The organism is Pseudoalteromonas sp. 23_GOM-1509m, from assembly GCF_000518425.1.
Taxonomy (GTDB): domain Bacteria; phylum Pseudomonadota; class Gammaproteobacteria; order Enterobacterales; family Alteromonadaceae; genus Pseudoalteromonas; species Pseudoalteromonas tetraodonis.
In genome coordinates this window covers 3,364-22,568 of sequence record NZ_KI912434.1, presented here as the reverse complement: position 1 = coordinate 22,568, position 19,205 = coordinate 3,364, and the positions used below count along the sequence as shown (strand labels likewise).

Here is a 19,205-nt window from a genome sequence, read left to right as displayed (position 1 = left end):
CTTACTGGAATGTACCATGCAATTACCTACAGTTGATTATAAAGCGGACGATGCGGCTGCGCAATTTGTTGAATCGTTGAGAAATACTGGTTTTGGCGTATTAAAAAACCATCCTATTCCGCAATCTTTAGTTGAGTCTATTTATAAAAATTGGCAAGACTTTTTTAACTCAGAGCAAAAGCATGAGTTTTTATTTTCAAAAGAAACGCAAGATGGCTATTTTCCACCGTCGGTATCAGAAGTTGCTAAAGGCCATACAGTAAAAGACATTAAAGAGTACTTTCATGTTTATCCTAAAGGCCGTGTTCCTGCACAATTAGAAGCTGATGTGCGTGAGTACTACCGTTTAGCTAATGAATTTGCGGCAACATTATTAAGCTGGGTTCAGGCTGAAGCGCCTGAAGAAGTCCGTGCTAAGTTCTCTATCGATTTAAAAGATATGATTGCCCAGTCTGAGCAAACGTTGTTGCGTATTTTACATTACCCGCCAATGACAGGTGATGAAGAGCCAGGTGCTATTCGTGCTGCTGCGCACGGTGATATTAACTTATTAACCGTATTACCAGCGTCAAACGAGCCAGGTTTACAAGTACAAAAAACCGATGGCGGTTGGTTAGATGTGCCATGTGATTTTGGTAGTTTAATTATTAATATTGGTGACATGCTACAAGAAGCATCAGGTGGCTATTTCCCATCAACGATTCACCGTGTAATTAATCCATCAGGTAAAGCAACAACCAAATCACGTATTTCATTACCTTTGTTTTTGCATCCTCGTCCAGATGTGGTGTTATCTGAACGCTACACAGCAGATAGCTACTTACAAGAGCGTTTACGTGAGCTAGGTGTAAAATAATCCTTTAGCATATGTAATGCTCAGGTAAATAAAAAGCGGCTGTTTAGCCGCTTTTTTAGTATTTGTGTGTATTGATTTGACACAAAGTAAATAATGGCATGCATTCTGAGCTACTAAAGGTATAATGCGCGCAACTGGCCACTTTGGCCTAATTTGAAATAGAGAGTTTATATGAGTTTTGATGGTTTAGGTTTATCACAGTCTTTAGTTAATGCGGTTTTAGAAAAGGGCTATGAAACGCCAACGCCTATTCAGGCTCAAGCTATCCCAGCAATTATTGCGCGTCGCGATGTAATGGCCGCAGCACAAACAGGTACCGGTAAAACCGCTGGTTTTACTTTGCCACTAATTGAGCGTTTATCGTCGGGCACTAAAGCAAAAAGTAATCATGTACGTGCGCTTATTTTAACGCCAACCCGAGAGCTTGCGTTGCAAGTAAGCGAAAACGTTGAAGAATACGCTAAGCATTCTGATGTGAGTTCGTTTGTGGTTTACGGTGGTGTAAAAATTAACCCACAAATGCAGCGCCTGCGTAAAGGGGTTGATATTTTAGTGGCCACACCTGGGCGTTTAATTGATTTACACAATCAAAACGCGGTTAAATTTGATAGCGTTGAAGTACTGGTTTTAGATGAAGCCGACCGTATGTTAGACATGGGCTTTATCCACGACATTAAACGCTTAATTGCAAAAATGCCTGAAAAACGTCAAAACTTAATGTTCTCAGCAACCTTTTCTGACGACATTCGTGCATTGGCCAAAGGGTTAATTAACGATCCGGTTGAAATTTCAGTCGCTGCCAAAAACACGACTGCTAAAAGCGTGACTCAATGCGTGTACGCAGTAGATAAAGCGCGTAAAACGGCCTTATTAAGCCATTTAATTCGTAGCAACAATTGGCAACAAGTACTGGTATTTAGCCGTACTAAACACGGTGCTAACCGTTTAGTTAAGCAACTGGAACGTGATGATATTGTTGGCGCAGCAATCCATGGTAATAAATCTCAGGGCGCACGTGTTAAAGCATTGGAAGGCTTTAAAAGTGGTGAAGTGCGCGTATTAGTGGCAACTGATATTGTTGCTCGTGGTTTAGATATTGTTGAGCTTCCACACGTAGTTAACTACGACTTACCTAATGTATATGAAGATTATGTTCACCGTATTGGCCGAACTGGTCGTGCGGGTGCATCAGGGCATGCCATTTCGTTTGTAACGGTCGACGATGCAGTGGATTTATACGGTATTGAACGCTTTATTGGCGAGTTAATTCCTCGTGCTGAAGAAGAAGGCTTTGAACCGGCTAACCCTGTTGCTGAGCGCGCACTCGATGCTCGCCCACTGCCTGCTAAAAAGCCAAAGAAAAAACAACCATTTAATAAGCCTAAATCTGATAGCAGCAAACCTAATAGCAAAAAGCCTAACAATGGTGGCAATGGTACAGGCCCACGTCGTGGTGGTTCTAAAAAGCCAGCAGCAAAAACAGACGAGAATGCACAAAACCCTTGGGCAAAACGCCAATCGGTAGGGGGCACTGGTCAGCGCCGTCGTCGTCCAGCAAATAACGACTAATTGTCACTGCGTTTAGTTAAACGCAGCTGCAAAAAAAGCGCTAGCTTTAAGGTTAGCGCTTTTTTTGTTTTTAATTTATCAGTAAGTAATTAATGCCTAGGCCAACAAACAGCGTAACGCTAACACTCAGTAACGTGCCTAGCATCACATATTCCGTGAGTTGTTTATCTTTGCTGGCACTTAAGTCGCCAAATCTAAACACGGATTTGGCGGCAATTAAAAACCCAAGCCCAGCAAACTGATCTAATAAAATAAATGTCAGCATAAGTACTCGTTCGAGCATACCAATACTTTGTCCTGCTAAAGGGAGGCTACCATCACTAGAAAAGTGATTAGTTAAACGCTCTAACATCATTCTTATAAATACCGCACTGGGACTTAAAATAATAAGGTAACCAGTTATAACCCACAGCACTTTTTCGTTGAACAATAACGCCATAAAATTGTTAGTAAATTGCTGATTATCAGTGAGCCAAATGCTTATCACAACAAGGACGGTGATATGGGCAATTTGGTCTAATAAAAAAGGCACCACGCCTTTATTTGAATACGATTTTGCAATATCAATAAAGTAGTGGCTGATCATAATAATACTGGTGGCCAGTAATACGCTGCTTAGTTGTTGCCAGCCAAAGCTATATTCCCAAAGTGCAACAACGACAGCGCTGGTAACTCCGTGAACCAATACATGGTAGTAAAGTTTTTTTGCTTTAAAATGACGGGTGTTTCTGTCGTTTACCCAGCTCATGGGTTGCCAATAAAAATCAGCGAGTAAGTGGCCAATAATCAGTGCAACGAGTAATAGTGAAAATTCCATCAGTCATGTCCTTGCTGTATGTTTTTAAGCCATTGTTGTGTGTGTAAAATAAATCGCTCTATCAGTTGATAGTTAGCAAGATTTAGCAGCTTAGTAACGTTTTCTCGGCTGGTGTTGAGCTCTTTAGCTAAGGCAGCATGGTTGTTATTAGTATGGGTTAAATACGCATACAAAGCGTTTGCTTGTTTTTGAGTTATTTTACACAGCAATACATCAACAAACGCTAGGTTTAGCTTAAAGCTCTCATCAACTGGTTGTTTTGCAATAGCAAATGTAAAGCGCTGGTTTGTCATTTTATCTAGCTCATGACCAGAGAGAGTAAACGCAGAGCCTGTAGCGGTTTTTATACTCGTACCAGGGTTATCTATGTGTCCCAATGCCATGCTTTGGCGCAATTCATAGCCGGCAGATTTGAGCTGTAGATAGATAAGAATAGCGGTGGTAACTAACCGTTCACTTTTTCCTACTTGCAGCTGAAATGCATCCCCACGGTAAATATCCCAAGATGTTGTTTTATTACAATTTGCACGTAAACTTTGCTCTAGCTGATAAAGCATGGCATCGTATTGTTGTTTAGGTATTTTTTGCGATTTAATTATATCGCCGCTGATCACACCAATCATATAAATCCAGATAGATTATTTATATGTAACTAATTTTGGTTACATCTTAAAATGTAACCGTATTTGGTTACATTGGGTTTGGTAACTAATTTAGGTTACTTAACACGCAATTGCAAGTATTACTCATTAGGACATAATAATGACCTTACAACAAAGCAGTAAACCTCGTGTAGGTATTTTTGTCGATGTACAAAATATTTATTACACCTGTCGCGAAAGCTACGGTAAAAACTTTGATTACAATGCCTTTTGGCGAATGATAGAGCAACAATACGATATTGAATGTGCGTTTGCTTATGCAATATACCGAGGTGATGAAAAGCAAAATCAGTTTCAAAATATTTTGCGCGCTATTGGCTTTGAAGTAAAACTAAAACCCTTTATTCAACGCCGTGACGGCAGTGCCAAAGGCGATTGGGATGTAGGTATAACCATAGATATGCTAGAGCAGGGAAAGCAGCTTGATAAGGTTATTTTACTCTCGGGTGACGGTGACTTTGCGTTATTACTTGGGCACTTAAAAAATCAATACAATGTTCCGTGTGATGTATACGGTGCTGATAAATTAACCGCAGAGGTACTTAAGCAAAGTGCTGAGCAATTTCATTTAATTGACAATCAGTTACTACTTTAAAAAGTATAAGCGCTGCGTTGGTTCGGTTTAATTTTGAGCAGAATGCCCACCTTCAACATGAGCATTTTTAATACAGCGGGTGCATAGATTAATTAAGCCTAATTTAGGCTTTTTTTATGGCGGTAATAAATTGGGTTTAGTGGATGATTATGGTAATTTTAAGAATCAATTAGTATCAAGGAATTACATGCTTAACTACAGTAATATGCCATTAGAGAGAGGCTCAAATGCGCGCAAAGACCCTACTTGGGTAGACGCAAAAAAAACAGCAGACAGCTTATGGCTTTTAGTTAAAGGCAATCACACCTTATTTGCTAACAGTAGCCCTGAGGTGGTGTATTTGGCTTACCTACAGGTGGCACATTTAGATTTAACGCAGGCTATTTTTTTAGGTTCAAATGAGCAGGATAATGCCGTATTTGCGCTAGACGTAACCGCACTCGACGAGTCGTTATTAGCAACGATTATTGATGGAGCCCAGTTTGCAGATATTCGCCAGTTTGGTACACAGGTGGCGCTTGAAGATGGCTCAAATGCAGCGCTTGCCCGTGGGTTGTGTTACTGGCATGCCACTCATAGTTTTTGTGGTCGTTGTGGTACCAAAAATCACTTAGTTGAAGCGGGTCACTCTCGATTATGCGACAATCCTGCGTGTTTGCACCAGACTTTTCCGCGTACCGATCCTGCGGTTATTATGGTAGTAACTAAAACATTTTCTGATGGGATTGAACGCTGCTTATTGGGTCGCCAAGCAACTTGGCCAAAAGGATTGTATTCATCGCTTGCAGGCTTTGTTGACCCTGGTGAAACCCTTGAACAAACCGTGATCCGAGAAGTAAAAGAAGAGGCGGGTATTACTGTGGAAAAAGCTGAATATATTGCTTCGCAACCTTGGCCGTTTCCTTCGTCAATTATGCTAGGTTTTATTGCCACAGCAAGCAGTGATGAAATAAGCACAGAGCAAGATGAACTTGAAGATGCAAAGTGGTTTTCTCGCGAAGAACTTGCGCAATTTAAAGATTGGCACCATCAAGGGGAGCATTTAAAGCTACCTAGAGCTGATTCAATTTCGCGTTATTTAATTGAATATTGGCGTACTCAGATAGAAGGATGAATCATGTCGAGCAAAAATAAAAATACTCAGTTAGTCTCATCAGGGCGCAAAAAAGCGTACACCCATGGCGTAGTCAATCCTGTGGTACAGCGCGCTTCAACGATTGTGTTTGATTCTGTGAGTGAGCTTAAAGAAGCGGCTAAAACACGCGGTGATAAAACGTTATTTTATGGCCGTCGTGGCACCACTACGCATTTTGCCCTGCAAGAGGCAATTACTGAACTCGAAGGGGGTGAAGGCTGTGCCTTATACCCATGTGGCGCGGCAGCGATAAGCCAAACATTGTTATCGTTTTTAAAGTCCGGTGATCATATTTTAATAGTGGATACTGTTTACGAGCCAACCCGTGATTTTTGCGACAAGATTTTAGCGGGGCTGGGCATTACTACGACCTATTATCCGCCCATGATTGGCGCAGATATAAAAGAGTACATTCAAGACAATACCAAAGTGTTGTTTTTAGAATCTCCGGGTTCAATTACCATGGAAATTCAAGATGTTCCCGCTATGGTTCAAGTGGCAAATGATCATAATGTGATGACGGTGCTTGATAACACTTATGGTAATGGTTTGCACTATCGCCCACTTGAACATGGTGTTGATATTAGTATTCAAGCGGCAACCAAATATATTGTAGGTCATTCAGATGTGATGATGGGCGTAGCTGTAGCGAATAAAAAATATTGGCCAACACTTCGTGAACACTCTTATTTACTCGGGCAATGCACCAGTGCAGATGATGCGTATTTAGCACTACGAGGTTTGCGTACCATGGCGGTGCGATTAAATCAGCATGAAAAAGCGGCTATTGAGGTTGCTAAATGGTTAGAGCAGCACGAGTTAGTTGATCATATTCGCCACCCAGCATTTGAAACATGTCCTGGGCATGAATTTTTCAAACGCGATTTTGACGGTAGTAATGGTTTGTTTTCGTTTGTAATGAAAACCGGTAACCAAAAGGCCATTGATGCTTTTTTAGATAGCTTGCAGCATTTTAAAATGGGCTTTTCTTGGGGAGGCTTTGAGAGCTTAGTAACGGCAAACCTATCAATGAAAGGGCTGCGCTCGCAAACAGGATGGGAGCATGGACCTGTTATTCGTTTGCACATTGGCTTAGAAGATGCTGAAGATTTAATTGCCGACTTACAGCAAGCATTAGCTATTTATGAGCAACATTTATAATTACTAATTGTTTAAATTACATTATTTGTTACAAAGCCTACCTCTGAGTAGGCTTTTTTTTGCTAGCAATTCAACGTGTTTACACTTAGTGTTGTTAAATAACGCTTATTTTAAAGCATGAACAACGTCATTAAGGATAGTCAATGGCAACACCATTACCAATAAACGTAGGGCGCTTAACTCAAATTGCGGGTTTTGAGCTTGTACGTATGTTTTTAACTAAACGAGGACTTATTGCACTGGCGGCTTTTGCGCTAGTGTGGCTTGTTATTTTACGTTACCCCATAGGGCAGGCAGTGGGCATTATCAGCTCCCCCGATTTTGAACAAATAGCCCGTGATATTTCCGGCTCTATTGGATTAAATAAGTTACTTGATTGGCCTGAAGCCGAATTTGCTATGTATTGGCTAATTGCTTTGTATAGTTTTCCTGTTTTTAGCTTATTTATTTGTAGTGATCAAACTGTGGGTGACAGAGAGAGGGGGACTTTAAGGTTTTTATCACTGCGCTCAACCCGCTTTGAAATACTCTTTGGTCGATTTTTAGGGCAGTTAGCGGTACTAACCTGTTTAGTTGGCATTACATTGGTAGCGACATTGGCGGTGCTCGGGTTTCGCGATCCGAGCTTACTTGCTGGTGGCGTTGGCCGTGCAGTTTCAATATTTTTAATTCTCATTGTTACTTTTGCGCCGTTTGTTGCGTTAATGAGTTTGATTAATACTTTTGCGAGCTCATCTCGCTTATCTATTGTGTTAGCCATTTTATATTTTACAGCCGGTGGCATTATTGTTGGATTGCTGGAGTGGCAAATACCCGCATTAAGTGTGCTTGATTATTTATTCCCTGGTGTGCAAATAGAGTTATTAGCGGGACAGAACTTACCGCTATTGAGTGCATTGGCTATTCCGCTTGTGCAAACAGCGGTGCTACTTGTGGTTGCGCAACGTGTTTTTGCAAGGAGCTCACTATGAAATCATTAATCACAGGGCGTAATTTAAGTAAATCGTACGGCTCAAAACTGGCTCTTAATAATGTGAATTTTGAGATTCAAAAAGGTGCTCCCGTTGCGCTTGTTGGCCCTAATGGCGCAGGAAAAACTACTTTATTTAGTTTGCTGTGCGGCTATATAGCCCCTAGCATGGGAGAGCTTGAAATACTCGGCCATAAACCAGGCAGCGCTGCTTTATTTAATAAAGTGAGTGCATTACCGCAAGATGCCCAGCTTGATCCGCGTTTTAATATAGATAAACAACTTAGTTTTTATGCCAAGCTACAAGGCATGAGTACTAAGCAAAGCCACGTAGAGGCACTTCGTGTGCTTGATTTAGTGGGCCTTAGCGAAATTGCAAAATACCGCGCTGGGGATTTATCCCACGGTATGCGCAAGCGTGTAACCATAGCGCAAGCATTAATTGGCTCACCACAAATTGTAATGTTAGATGAAGCCACGGCAGGGCTTGATCCTATTCATGCCAGAGAAGTGCGCGAGTTGGTATCTCAGTTAAGTGACCAAGCGACGTTTATTTTAAGTTCACATGATTTAACTGAATTAGAACGACTGTGTTCCCAAGTACTCCATTTGGATAAAGGCGTATTAAGCGAGCACCAAACTAAAGCAGTGAACACCGATAAGCACTTTTACACCTTAATGCTTAGCGACGTGTATCAAAATGTGGAGCAACAACTCCAAGCACTTGAGGGGGTGAGTCGTGTTTATATGAGCCAGCACAAAGAGTACGTGATTGAGTATCAACCAACCAGTGATCCGCTCGATATAGCATTATTGCAATTTTGTCGCCAACATAATTGGCAGTATCGGCAGTTAGTAAATGGCCATACATTAGAAAATCAAATATTTAAACAGGAGAAACTATAATGGGACTATTTAGTGGTTTAATGGGTAATGCCAGTGAAGTGGATGACGCTGATTTAGAGAAAGTGTTGGCAAATACCCTTATTGAAGGTGAGCAAGTTGAAAAAGCGTATAAAGTTGTCCGTGATATGTTTATCTTTACTAATAAGCGACTTATTTTAATCGATAAGCAAGGCGTGACAGGGTCTAAAATGGAAATGATCAGTATTGCCTATTCTAAAATTACTAAATTCAGTAAAGAGAGTGCGGGGCACTTTGATTTAGACGCCGAGTTAAAAATATGGGTAGGTTCAGATCCAACGCCTATTAGCAAGGACTTTAAAGCAGGTGATAACATAAATGATGTTTATAGGATAATCAGCCAGTATTCATTATAGAAACAAACAAAAATCGGTGTAAAATTAAAGTAATTGTTTACAGCTTGTTGCGATTACTTTAACATAAATTACTCCAACACTTTCTTACAAATTCCCTAACAAATACAATTGCTTGATTCAGTTTTCGTTCAGTTTCGCGGCGTTAGCATACCCCCACTTTAGCAATGTAGTTAAAGTACAAAAACAATGTACATAGGGATGTTTCATTATGAAAAAGTTAGCAATTATTATTTCAGGTCTTTTATTATCAAGTGCTGCACACGCTGCAGATAGCTATCAATCAATCAGTAACTTAGGCTACACAGATACTGATAACAACGATACTATCAGCGTGGACTCTACTTACTACTTCTCTCCAAAGAGCACACTAGGTCCATACGACCAATTCGAATACATTAACAAGCAAAGCAACGTATTTGGTGGCTACGCTGATGACGATTTTGGCGATGTGACTGCTATTGGTGGTGAATACTTCGTTGAAGATTTTGTTGTTGGTGCGTCTTACCAAAATGCTGATTACAACTCTAACAACGAGTCATACACACTTTCTGCTGGTTACTTCTTCAACCCTGACTTACTTGCAAAAGTAAGATTTGTTGATCAAAAAGATGGTGATAACGTTACATTCTTTTCTTTAGCATACAACCACATGCTAAACGATACAGATTACGTAGGTATCACTGTAGAATCAGATGATGATTTTGATTCTCGTTCAGTAGCTGCTAAATACTTTGTTGATTTACAACAAGGTAACTACTTAACAGTAGAAGGTACATTTGTAAGCCTTGACGAAGCAGATGATCAATGGAACGTAGAAACAAACTACTACTTCTCTAAAGCGACTTCTGTATTTGCAGCTTACGATAAAGAAGACAACTACAGCTTTGGTGCTCAACACTTCATCAATAAAAACATTGGTTTAAAAGTGGGTTACGGCAACAACGCAGATGACTCAGATAACGATGCTTACTTTGCTAACATGCGTTTTCAGTTTTAATTAAATAATTAAAACCAGTTAAGTAGTAAAAAGCCCACATTTTGTGGGCTTTTTGCTGTGTGTAATAAATTAGTGACTTTACTCATCGTTATATTTTAATCGCAATAGAATAACTTCATCATTTAGTGGCACTCGTCTGACAGCCCATTGTATTTAAATTAAGATCGGTCATAATTAAATCAGTGTTTTTATAACTGTAAAAGGAATGTGCTCATGTCAGTATTTATTATATTACTGGTTGTGGTGGTCGTGGTGTTTGCGATTAAAGATATCCGCCTTAATTTAATTACTCGACCTACTTTTAAGATGTTTAAAAAGGTGTTGCCGCCATTATCGCAAACAGAGCGAGAAGCCATGGAAGCGGGCGATGTTTGGTGGGATGGCGAGTTATTTAGTGGTGAGCCTGACTGGCAAAAATTACATAATTATCCGCGCCCTAAGTTAAGTGAAAAAGAAACTGCATTTATAGATAATCAAGTTGAAACTTTATTAGCCATGCTTGATGACTATAAAATTGTACAAAAAGACAAAGATTTACCTAAAGAGGTTTGGGACTTTTTAAAAACCGAAGGGTTTTTTGCAATGATCATCCCTGAAAAATTTGGGGGTCTTGAATTCTCTGCTATTGCTAACTCTACGATAGTGTCAAAAATTGCGACTAAAAGCTTAACGGCCGCCGTAACGGTCATGGTACCAAATAGCTTAGGTCCTGGTGAGTTATTACTGCATTACGGAACAACTGAGCAACAAAATCGTTGGTTACCTAGCCTTGCAAAAGGCGACGATGTACCTTGTTTTGCATTAACGGGCCCAGAGGCTGGCTCTGATGCTGGCAGTATCCCAGATTCAGGCGTGGTGTGCAAAGGCGAGCATGATGGTAAGGAAGTGTTGGGACTGCGTTTAAATTGGTCAAAACGTTACATTACCCTTGCGCCTGTGGCGACTGTGTTAGGTCTTGCATTTAAAATGTACGATCCAGATGGATTGTTAGGCGATGAAAAAGAGCTCGGAATAACGTGTGCACTTATTCCAACTAATCACCCAGGTGTTAAAACAGGCGAGCGTCATTACCCACTTAACATGGCGTTTATGAATGGCACAACGTACGGTAAGGATGTATTTATTCCGCTTGATTGGATTATAGGTGGCCAGCAAGGGGCAGGGCGCGGTTGGCGCATGCTAGTAGAGTGTTTAAGCGCAGGGCGTGGTATTTCATTACCGGCATTAAGCACTGCAACAGGGCACTTGGCAGCTAAGATGACTTCGGCTTATACGGTTGTACGCCAACAGTTTGGCGTGTCAATTGGGCAATTTGAAGGCGTACAAGAAGGGTTGGCACGTATTGGCGGGTTAACTTATGCATTGGAATCATGCCGATTAATGACCGCAGGTGCAATTGATTTAAAACTTAGCCCGTCAGTAGTGACTGCTATTGCAAAGTACCACATGACCGAAATGGGTCGAACGGTAATGAATGATGCAATGGACATTCATGCAGGTAAAGGGATTCAGGTTGGGCCTAATAACTATTTAGCACACGGTTATATGGGTATTCCCGTCTCTATTACCGTAGAGGGCGCCAATATTCTTACCCGTAACCTTATGATATTTGGCCAAGGTGCAACCCGTTGTCATCCTTTTGTGTTAAAAGAAATGGAAGTTGCAGCAATGGATGACGATGATGCTGCACTTGAGCAATTTGATGGCTTGTTAATGAAGCACATTGTATTTGCACTGAGTAATGCAAGTATGGCCTTGGTGCATGGTTTAACTCGCAGCTACTTTGCTAAAGCGCCTGTATGTGGAGAGACGGCCGTCTACTATAAACAATTAGGTAGAATGAGCCGAGGATTGGCGTTCACAACGGATGTTGCAATGTTGATGTTAGGTGGTGAACTTAAACGTAAAGAAATGATATCGGCACGTTTAGGCGATGTGTTAAGTCATTTATATATTGCATCCACGGTATTAAAGCGTTTTGAAGATGAAGGGCGTCAACAAGCTGATTTGCCTTTTGTAAAATATGCTATAGAGACATCGTTATATGCAATAGGCCAAGCATTTGATGGCTTCTTTAAAAACTTTTCTAATCCAGTGATTAACTTTGCACTTAAGCGTATTGTTTTTCCATTAGGTAACCATTATCACAAACCAAGTGATGCGATTGCCCAGCGTATTTGCGAGCACATGACTCAACCAGGGGTATTTAGAAATAGACTTACCCATTTGTGTTATGTGGATGAAAATGCCGGAACGGGTGTTATGGAAAATGCTTTCTTAGCAATGCACGATATGCACAATCAATTTAAGCAGTTGAAACAGTGGCAACGAAAAGGCAAGGTGCCTGCCACCTATGATATTGAACAAGCGATTGATTACGCACTTGAACATGAGTTAGTAACTAAAGTTGATGGTGAGGCAATGCATCATGCTAATAAGCTAAGAATGCAGGCTATTGCGGTTGATAACTTTAAACCAGAAGACATCTAACGCTGAGTTATAATAATAAAGAAGATAATAAAAAAGCCTTAAATTTATGATTTAAGGCTTTTTTTATGTTGTGTATTTTTTAAGCTCGAATATACGGTTATCGTTACTAAGGCTTTGAATGACTGATCAGCGCCCGTAAGGATCGGCGATGATTTTATCTACGTACCACTTACCTTTTATTTTAAGCATTTCGATGCTGCGGAAATCATCGATTTTTTTACCATTAAAATAACCGGTAAACACAATGTTTATTTTAGCCTGATTGCCATACTGTTCTCGCAGGCTTGAATTTGACATATCAATTTCAATCACAACTTCATCGTACTGTAAATTAATAAGACTACGCGCAAACTGTTTTGCCGTCCCATACGATTTCATTATGCGGGCTAATTTAGGTGTTGCGAAATCGCTGGCTTTTTGCAAGTTATGCTGGTTATAAAGCGCATCAAAATACACAGTAGCAGTGTCGCCTGGACGATCATTGTCAATATACTGCTCTTTAGGTTTAGTATTTTCATTACAGCCAACGATCAAAATACTAAAAATGAGCACAAAAATGGTTAAAATTGTTTTCATATTTGGTCAGGTTGATTACTTATACATAAAGTGTGTGATGGAATGGAGAAGATGTAAAGAGGAGTGGACTAAATAGATAGTAACTTATTAAAAAAGCAATAAAAAAGGATGTTAAAAAACATCCTTTTTTAATCAGAACGCTTGATTATTGCACAAGCTCTTGTTCGCTAAACTCTTCGTCAAACATCGGGCTTGATAAGTAACGCTCTGTTGCACTTGGCAAAATAACCACAATATTTTTATCTGCATTTTCAGGACGTTCAGCAATACGTTTCGCTGCAACCACAGCTGCACCTGATGAAATACCAACTAAAATCCCTTCTTTTTTCATTAGCTCGTGACACATTGCTATACATTCTTCATTAGAGACTTGCTCTACACCATCAATTATTGATAGGTCTAAATTCCCAGGAATAAAGCCTGCACCAATACCTTGAATCTTATGTGGCCCAGGTTTTACTTCTTCACCAGCAAGTGTTTGGCTAATTACCGGAGAGTGGCTTGGCTCTACAGCGATTGATTTTACATTTAAGCCTTTTTCTTTTTTAAGATAACGGCTTACACCTGTGATAGTTCCACCAGTACCAACGCCTGCAACAAAGAAATCGATTTTGCCATCAAGTGCATCAAAGATTTCTGGGCCAGTTGTTTCAAAGTGAATTTTAGGGTTTGCAGGGTTTTCAAATTGTTGTAATAAAATAAACTTTTCAGGGGCTGATGCTTGAATTTCTTTGGCCTTAGCAATAGCACCGTTCATACCTTTAGCACCGTCTGTTAGTACAAGATTAGCACCGAGTGCTTTTAATAGCTTGCGACGTTCTAAGCTCATGGTGTTTGGCATTGTAAGCGTTAATTTGTAGCCGCGTGAGGCTGCTACGAATGCCAGTGCAATGCCCGTGTTACCTGATGTTGGCTCTATAAGCTCTTTATCTTTGGTAAGTTGACCTGATTTTTCAGCTTCCCAAATCATCGATGCACCAATACGGCATTTAATACTAAAGCTTGGGTTACGCGACTCAACTTTAGCGTATACATTCCCACCTGTAACACGGTTAAGTTTTACCAACGGTGTGTTACCGATGCTTAGTGAGTTATCTTCAAAAATAGTAGACATAATGTTCCTTTAGGTACAATCTGATCAACACATTAACAGCTAGCCTGTTAACTTTATAAGCCTACTTTACTGTGAGATAAAAAAAGTTAAAGTAAGCTTTGGCTATAACATATATTAATTCCGCTTATAACGGATTGAACTAAAAACTCAACCTGTTATTTTTTTAGTTATTAAAAAGGTGAACTTGAAGCCATTTGTTCGTTTTTAACTTTGTACTGTATTTTTTGTTTATGTAGTCGTTATTTAAACAAATCAACACTACATACTTATATTTTGTTGGTTAATTGTGCAAATGAACTGCGGTTGAACAGTTTATTGACACAAACTATTCAAAACATGATAAAAACACATTATCTAAATTCAATAAAGTAATCACCATGAAGTTAATCTTAAAATTAATTGCCGGTATTGTGGCCGGTATTTTAGTCGGACTCTATATTCCCTTAACTGGCGTTGAGCTTTTATACACAGTAAAAGAGCTTATTGGCCAGCTTATTAGTTTTACAATTCCACTGATTATTTTGTTTTTTATTGCCTCTGGGATTGCCGGGCTTCCTAAAGGTTCAGGGCATTTACTGGGAAAAACGGTTGGTTTTGCTTACGGCTCAACAATTATTGCCGGTACCTTAGCGTTTTTATTAGTCACAGCGATTATTCCGTTCCTAAGCGGTGGAATTTCATTTGAAGCTGAAGCAGTCACCGAGGTAGGTAGCTTTATTGACTTAGAAATTCCACCATTAATGGGTGTAATGACTGCTTTAGTCACAGCATTTGTATTTGGTATTGGTATGAGCCAGCTAGGTTTAGACACATTAAAAACGGTGTCTGATCAAGGGCGCGATATTATAGATGGTTTACTTGCTAAAGTAATTATCCCAGCATTACCGTTTTACATTGCTGGTGTGTTTGCTGAAATGACCGTGGCAGGTACCGTTGTTGATACATTACAGGCCTTTGGTGTAGTACTCATTGCCGCATTAGTGATGCATTGGTTATGGTTGAGTGTGCTTTATATTGTATCGGGCCTATTACTTAAGCGTAATCCTATTGAGCTAATTAAAAACATGCTACCTGCGTACTTTACTGCATTAGGAACCATGTCGAGCGCGGCAACCATTCCAGTCTCTTTGCAATCAAGTAAAGCAAATAATGTTAAAGAAGATGTAGCTAACTTTACAGTCCCATTATGTGCCACTATTCATCTATCAGGTTCAACAATTACAATAGTTACCTGTGCTATGGCTGTGATGTTTTTATCGCCTAGCATGGAAGTACCTTCACTAATGGCTATGCTGCCATTCATTATGATGCTAGGTGTGGTTATGATTGCTGCACCAGGTGCCCCAGGTGGCGCGGTAATGTCGGCGTTAGGTTTACTAACTAGTATGCTTGGTTTCAACGAAGGTGCAGTGGCACTAATGATTGCGCTGTACCTTGCACAAGATAGCTTCGGCACTGCGTGTAATGTAACTGGCGACGGTATCATTGCTTTGTGGGTAGACCGTTTTAGTGAAAAAGCCTCAGCTTAAATCACTATGGTGTATTTACCTACGATAGGTAAATACGCTTTGACAATATTGGGTCATAGCGACCGACGGCGAAAGCATAATATTAGTTATGGTTTCGTCGTATCTATGCTAATGTTGAAAATTAATTTTGTTAACTTGCATCTTATTAGGCTAGTGAGGGTGTTCCATTGATTAACGTACTTTTAGTTGATGACCATGAACTTGTGCGCACAGGGATCAGACGTATTCTTGATGACATACGTGGTTTTAAAGTAATAGGTGAAGCTAAAACAGGCGAAGAGGCTGTGCAGTTTTGTCGTCAACATGCGCCAAATATAGTATTAATGGATATGAACATGCCTGGTATGGGCGGGCTTGAGGCAACTAAAAAGATTTGCCGTTATTGTCCCGATGTAAAAATTATTGTGCTTACAGTTAATTGTGAAGACCCATTTCCGAGCAAGGTTATGCAAATTGGTGCTCATGGTTTTTTAACCAAGGGGGCAGGATCTGATGAAATGGTGCGTGCTATACGTTGCGTGCATGCAGGGCAACGTTATATTGCGCCAGAAATAGCACAGCAAATTGCGCTTGCGCAGGTTACTGGGCGAACTGATGAAAACCCATTTCAAAGTTTGTCTGAGCGTGAACTGCAAATTATGCTGATGATCACCAAAGGTGAAAAAGCACAGGATATTGCTGAGCGCTTAAATTTAAGCTCTAAAACAGTAAACAGTTATCGCTATCGTATGTTTGAAAAGCTTAACGTAGGGGGCGATGTCGAGCTTACTCATTTAGCCATACGTTACAAAATGATTGATATAGATATCTCTTACTAGTCGATATATATGTCTGAATTTGATCATGCCCAGTTTTTAAAAACATTATCGAGTGAGCCTGGCGTTTATCGCATGCTCGATAATGACAACCAAGTTATTTATGTCGGTAAAGCTAAAAGTTTAAAAAAGCGGGTGAGCAGTTACTTTCGCAGCAACATTACCGACAGCAAAACCCGTGTTTTAGTGAGTAATATTTGTAATATTGAAGTCACACTTACTAATACAGAAACAGAAGCGCTTCTGCTTGAAAATAACCTCATTAAGAAATATCAGCCACGTTATAATATTCTGTTACGTGATGATAAATCGTACCCGTACATATTACTCACGAATCATAAGCACCCTCGTTTAGCCTTTCATCGTGGTAGCAGAAAAGTAAAAGGCGAATATTTTGGCCCGTTTCCAAGCGCTGGAGCCGTATCAGAAAGTTTGCGCTTAATGCAAAAAATATTTCCGGTACGTCAATGTGAAGACGCTTACTACCGTGCGCGTAGTCGGCCATGCTTGCAATACCAATTAAAACGTTGCTCTGCGCCGTGTGTTAATAAAGTCTCTGAAGATGAATACGCGCAGCAAGTTGATTATGTCCGTAAATTTTTAACCGGTAAATCCCATGAAGTAATAGCCGATCTTATCGCTAAAATGGAAAAAGCCAGTGAGCAGCTTAATTTTGAACTCGCAGCTAAAGTTCGCGACCAAATTATGCTATTGCGTAAAATGCAGGAGCAGCAGTCTATCTCAGGTAATTTTGCTGAAATGGATGTTGTAGGTTTTGCCCATTTAAATGGCTTAAATGGGATTCATCTATTAATGATCCGCGATCATAAAGTGCTGGGTAGTAAAACTTATTTTCCAAAGGTGCCTAAAGACTCACAGGAGCAGGAAATCTTAACCTCTTTCTTAGGCCAATATTACTTAGCACCGGGAGCAACAGGACGCATTGCCAAAGAAATCATCTTACCATTTGAAATAGAAGAAAGTGATGCGCTCAGCGAAGCACTAACTCAAATTAGTGAACGTAAGGTATCGCTTAAAGTGGTTACTCGTGGTGAGCGAGCACAATACTTACAGTTAGCGAATAAAAACGCATTAAATAGTATTACGGTTAAGCAAAGCACTCAAGACTCTATAAACAAGCGTTATGCTCAATTAAAGGCTACCTTGCGTCTTGACGACATTAATCGCATGGAATGTTTTGATATCAGCCACACCATGGGTGAAAACACCGTGGCCAGTTGTGTTGTCTTTGATTCTCAAGGGCCTAACAATAAAGAATATCGTCGTTACAACGTCACGGGCATAACCGGTGGCGATGATTACGCCGCTATGGAATTTGCACTAAACAAACGTTATAACAAGTTAGTGGATGAAGATAAAATTCCTGATGTTATTTTTATTGATGGTGGTAAAGGCCAATTAGGTAGGGCAGAACAATACTTTGAAAACTGGCCGCATGCAAAAATGCCACTATTAGTTGGGGTTGCAAAAGGCACTAGCCGTAAACCAGGCCTTGAAACTTTACTTATTGACGGTGGGCGTAAAACTATTCCTATGGATTCGGATGCACCCGCACTGCATTTAATTCAGCATATTCGCGATGAGTCGCATCGCTTTGCTATTGCAGGACATCGAAATAAGCGTCAAAAACAGCGAACTCAGTCGCTATTAGAAGAAATAGATGGCGTTGGTTCAAAGCGTCGACAAACATTATTAAAATATTTAGGGGGCATGCAAGGCGTAAAAGCTGCTAATATAGAACAGCTAAAGAAAGTTCCTGGGATCAGTCCTGACATGGCTGAGAAGATATTTAACCATTTGCATGACAAGGGCTAGCCCTATGTGCGAATATAGAAAAAAAGACATATCCAAGTAGTTATGTGGAATATTCCAAACACACTCACAACGTTTAGACTCTTTCTTATCCCCATTTTTTTGGTGATATTTTATATGCCTTATTCATGGGCATTCTTTGTTGCTGCCTTTATTTTTTGGCTTGCTTCAATCACTGACATACTCGATGGCTATTTAGCGCGTAAGCTTGAACAATCAACGCCTTTTGGTGCGTTTTTAGACCCTGTTGCTGATAAAGTAATGGTGTGCGCTGCCTTGGTTGCTTTATCTGAGCATTATCAATCTTTGTATATGACTATTCCTGCACTTATTATTATAAGCCGTGAAATTGTTATATCGGCGCTACGAGAATGGATGGCTGAGCAAGGCAAACGCGGCAATGTAGCTGTATCCGATATGGGTAAGTTAAAAACCGCAGCGCAAATGTTAGCCATTATTGGCCTGATTTGGCAGTACGATACCTGGATGATGTATTTAAGCTATGGCTTACTTTATATAGCGACGTTTTTAACGCTCAGTTCTATGATGCAATATTTAGTTGCAGCATGGGCAGAATTGACCAAAAATTGATTGTAAACGTCTAATAACGCACCATTTTAGATAAAAAATAATCAAACAGTTCAAAAGTAGCATTTTTTGTGTTGACGCGTTTAATAATCTCTGTAGAATGCGTCCGTGTTGAGAGGGCATAGCCCCCTAGATAAACAAAGCGGCACTAGCTCAGTTGGTAGAGCGCGACCTTGCCAAGGTCGAGGTCACGAGTTCGAGCCTCGTGTGCCGCTCCA

18 protein-coding genes and 1 tRNA gene are annotated in these 19,205 nt (G+C 40.2%); 15 read left to right on the top strand and 4 right to left on the bottom strand.

From position 1 onward, the window contains the following. Positions 1-16 precede the first annotated feature (16 nt). Together N523_RS0115680 and N523_RS0115675 are read left to right on the top strand one after the other, a co-directional pair. A complete protein-coding gene (locus tag N523_RS0115680; protein WP_013464577.1) occupies positions 17-856 on the top strand; it encodes an isopenicillin N synthase family dioxygenase in 840 nt (279 codons plus the stop codon). Between the two features lie 171 nt (positions 857-1,027). Next, positions 1,028-2,425: a DEAD/DEAH box helicase gene (locus N523_RS0115675; protein ID WP_028835331.1), complete on the top strand. Its 1,398-nt coding sequence runs from the start codon at positions 1,028-1,030 to the stop codon at positions 2,423-2,425. A 70-nt stretch (positions 2,426-2,495) separates the two neighbouring features. Here N523_RS0115675 and N523_RS0115670 read toward each other — a convergent pair whose 3' ends face one another. Beyond that, entirely contained in the window at positions 2,496-3,242 is a 747-nt protein-coding gene (locus N523_RS0115670; protein ID WP_028835330.1) for a DUF3307 domain-containing protein, read from the bottom strand. Next, positions 3,242-3,865, bottom strand: a complete 624-nt coding sequence (locus N523_RS0115665; protein ID WP_028835329.1) for a hypothetical protein — start codon at positions 3,863-3,865, stop codon at positions 3,242-3,244. The genes N523_RS0115670 and N523_RS0115665 overlap by 1 nt, the downstream gene beginning before the upstream one ends. A gap of 139 nt (positions 3,866-4,004) precedes the next feature. On the opposite strand from N523_RS0115665, the gene N523_RS0115660 reads away from it, so the two are divergent. The 8 genes from N523_RS0115660 (at position 4,005) to N523_RS0115625 (ending at position 12,532) form a co-directional block, all read left to right on the top strand. Beyond that, positions 4,005-4,499 (top strand): LabA-like NYN domain-containing protein, encoded by a 495-nt coding sequence (locus tag N523_RS0115660; RefSeq protein WP_028835328.1) that lies wholly within the window; start codon positions 4,005-4,007, stop codon positions 4,497-4,499. 187 nt (positions 4,500-4,686) lie between these two features. Further along, positions 4,687-5,613: an NAD(+) diphosphatase gene (gene nudC, locus N523_RS0115655; RefSeq protein WP_028835327.1), complete on the top strand. Its 927-nt coding sequence runs from the start codon at positions 4,687-4,689 to the stop codon at positions 5,611-5,613. Between the two features lie 3 nt (positions 5,614-5,616). After that, positions 5,617-6,795, top strand: a complete 1,179-nt coding sequence (locus tag N523_RS0115650; RefSeq protein ID WP_013464584.1) for a cystathionine beta-lyase — start codon at positions 5,617-5,619, stop codon at positions 6,793-6,795. A 143-nt stretch (positions 6,796-6,938) separates the two neighbouring features. Continuing rightward, complete coding sequence (locus N523_RS0115645; RefSeq protein WP_024601640.1) at positions 6,939-7,766, top strand: ABC transporter permease; 828 nt, start codon at positions 6,939-6,941, stop codon at positions 7,764-7,766. Continuing rightward, on the top strand, positions 7,763-8,671 hold the full coding sequence (locus N523_RS0115640) for an ABC transporter ATP-binding protein (RefSeq protein ID WP_028835326.1): 909 nt from the start codon (positions 7,763-7,765) through the stop codon (positions 8,669-8,671). The genes N523_RS0115645 and N523_RS0115640 overlap by 4 nt, the downstream gene beginning before the upstream one ends. Next, the gene (locus N523_RS0115635) at positions 8,671-9,045 is read left to right on the top strand and encodes a PH domain-containing protein (protein WP_013464587.1); all 375 of its coding nucleotides are present in this window, start codon (positions 8,671-8,673) and stop codon (positions 9,043-9,045) included. The genes N523_RS0115640 and N523_RS0115635 overlap by 1 nt, the downstream gene beginning before the upstream one ends. Positions 9,046-9,253: 208 nt before the next feature. Further along, on the top strand, positions 9,254-10,042 hold the full coding sequence (locus N523_RS0115630; RefSeq protein WP_013464588.1) for a putative porin: 789 nt from the start codon (positions 9,254-9,256) through the stop codon (positions 10,040-10,042). Positions 10,043-10,255: 213 nt separating this feature from the next. Further along, positions 10,256-12,532 carry an acyl-CoA dehydrogenase gene (locus N523_RS0115625; protein WP_028835325.1) on the top strand — a complete coding sequence of 759 codons (2,277 nt, stop codon included), beginning with the start codon at positions 10,256-10,258 and terminating at the stop codon, positions 12,530-12,532. A gap of 126 nt (positions 12,533-12,658) precedes the next feature. On the opposite strand, the gene N523_RS0115620 is transcribed toward N523_RS0115625, so the two are convergent. Next, complete coding sequence (locus N523_RS0115620) at positions 12,659-13,108, bottom strand: hypothetical protein (RefSeq protein ID WP_013464590.1); 450 nt, start codon at positions 13,106-13,108, stop codon at positions 12,659-12,661. Positions 13,109-13,253: 145 nt separating this feature from the next. After that, on the bottom strand, positions 13,254-14,222 hold the full coding sequence (cysK, locus tag N523_RS0115615) for a cysteine synthase A (protein ID WP_028835324.1): 969 nt from the start codon (positions 14,220-14,222) through the stop codon (positions 13,254-13,256). A gap of 377 nt (positions 14,223-14,599) precedes the next feature. Between cysK and N523_RS0115610 the strand changes: the two genes are divergently transcribed. From N523_RS0115610 to N523_RS0115590, 5 genes are all read left to right on the top strand, one after another. Further along, the gene (locus N523_RS0115610; RefSeq protein ID WP_016899481.1) at positions 14,600-15,751 is read left to right on the top strand and encodes a dicarboxylate/amino acid:cation symporter; all 1,152 of its coding nucleotides are present in this window, start codon (positions 14,600-14,602) and stop codon (positions 15,749-15,751) included. A gap of 167 nt (positions 15,752-15,918) precedes the next feature. Further along, positions 15,919-16,569: a UvrY/SirA/GacA family response regulator transcription factor gene (uvrY, locus tag N523_RS0115605; protein ID WP_016899482.1), complete on the top strand. Its 651-nt coding sequence runs from the start codon at positions 15,919-15,921 to the stop codon at positions 16,567-16,569. Between the two features lie 9 nt (positions 16,570-16,578). After that, complete coding sequence (uvrC, locus tag N523_RS0115600) at positions 16,579-18,402, top strand: excinuclease ABC subunit UvrC (protein ID WP_013464593.1); 1,824 nt, start codon at positions 16,579-16,581, stop codon at positions 18,400-18,402. Between the two features lie 42 nt (positions 18,403-18,444). Continuing rightward, the gene (gene pgsA, locus N523_RS0115595) at positions 18,445-18,990 is read left to right on the top strand and encodes a CDP-diacylglycerol--glycerol-3-phosphate 3-phosphatidyltransferase (protein WP_036950633.1); all 546 of its coding nucleotides are present in this window, start codon (positions 18,445-18,447) and stop codon (positions 18,988-18,990) included. A gap of 139 nt (positions 18,991-19,129) precedes the next feature. Beyond that, positions 19,130-19,205: transfer RNA gene (locus N523_RS0115590), tRNA-Gly, on the top strand.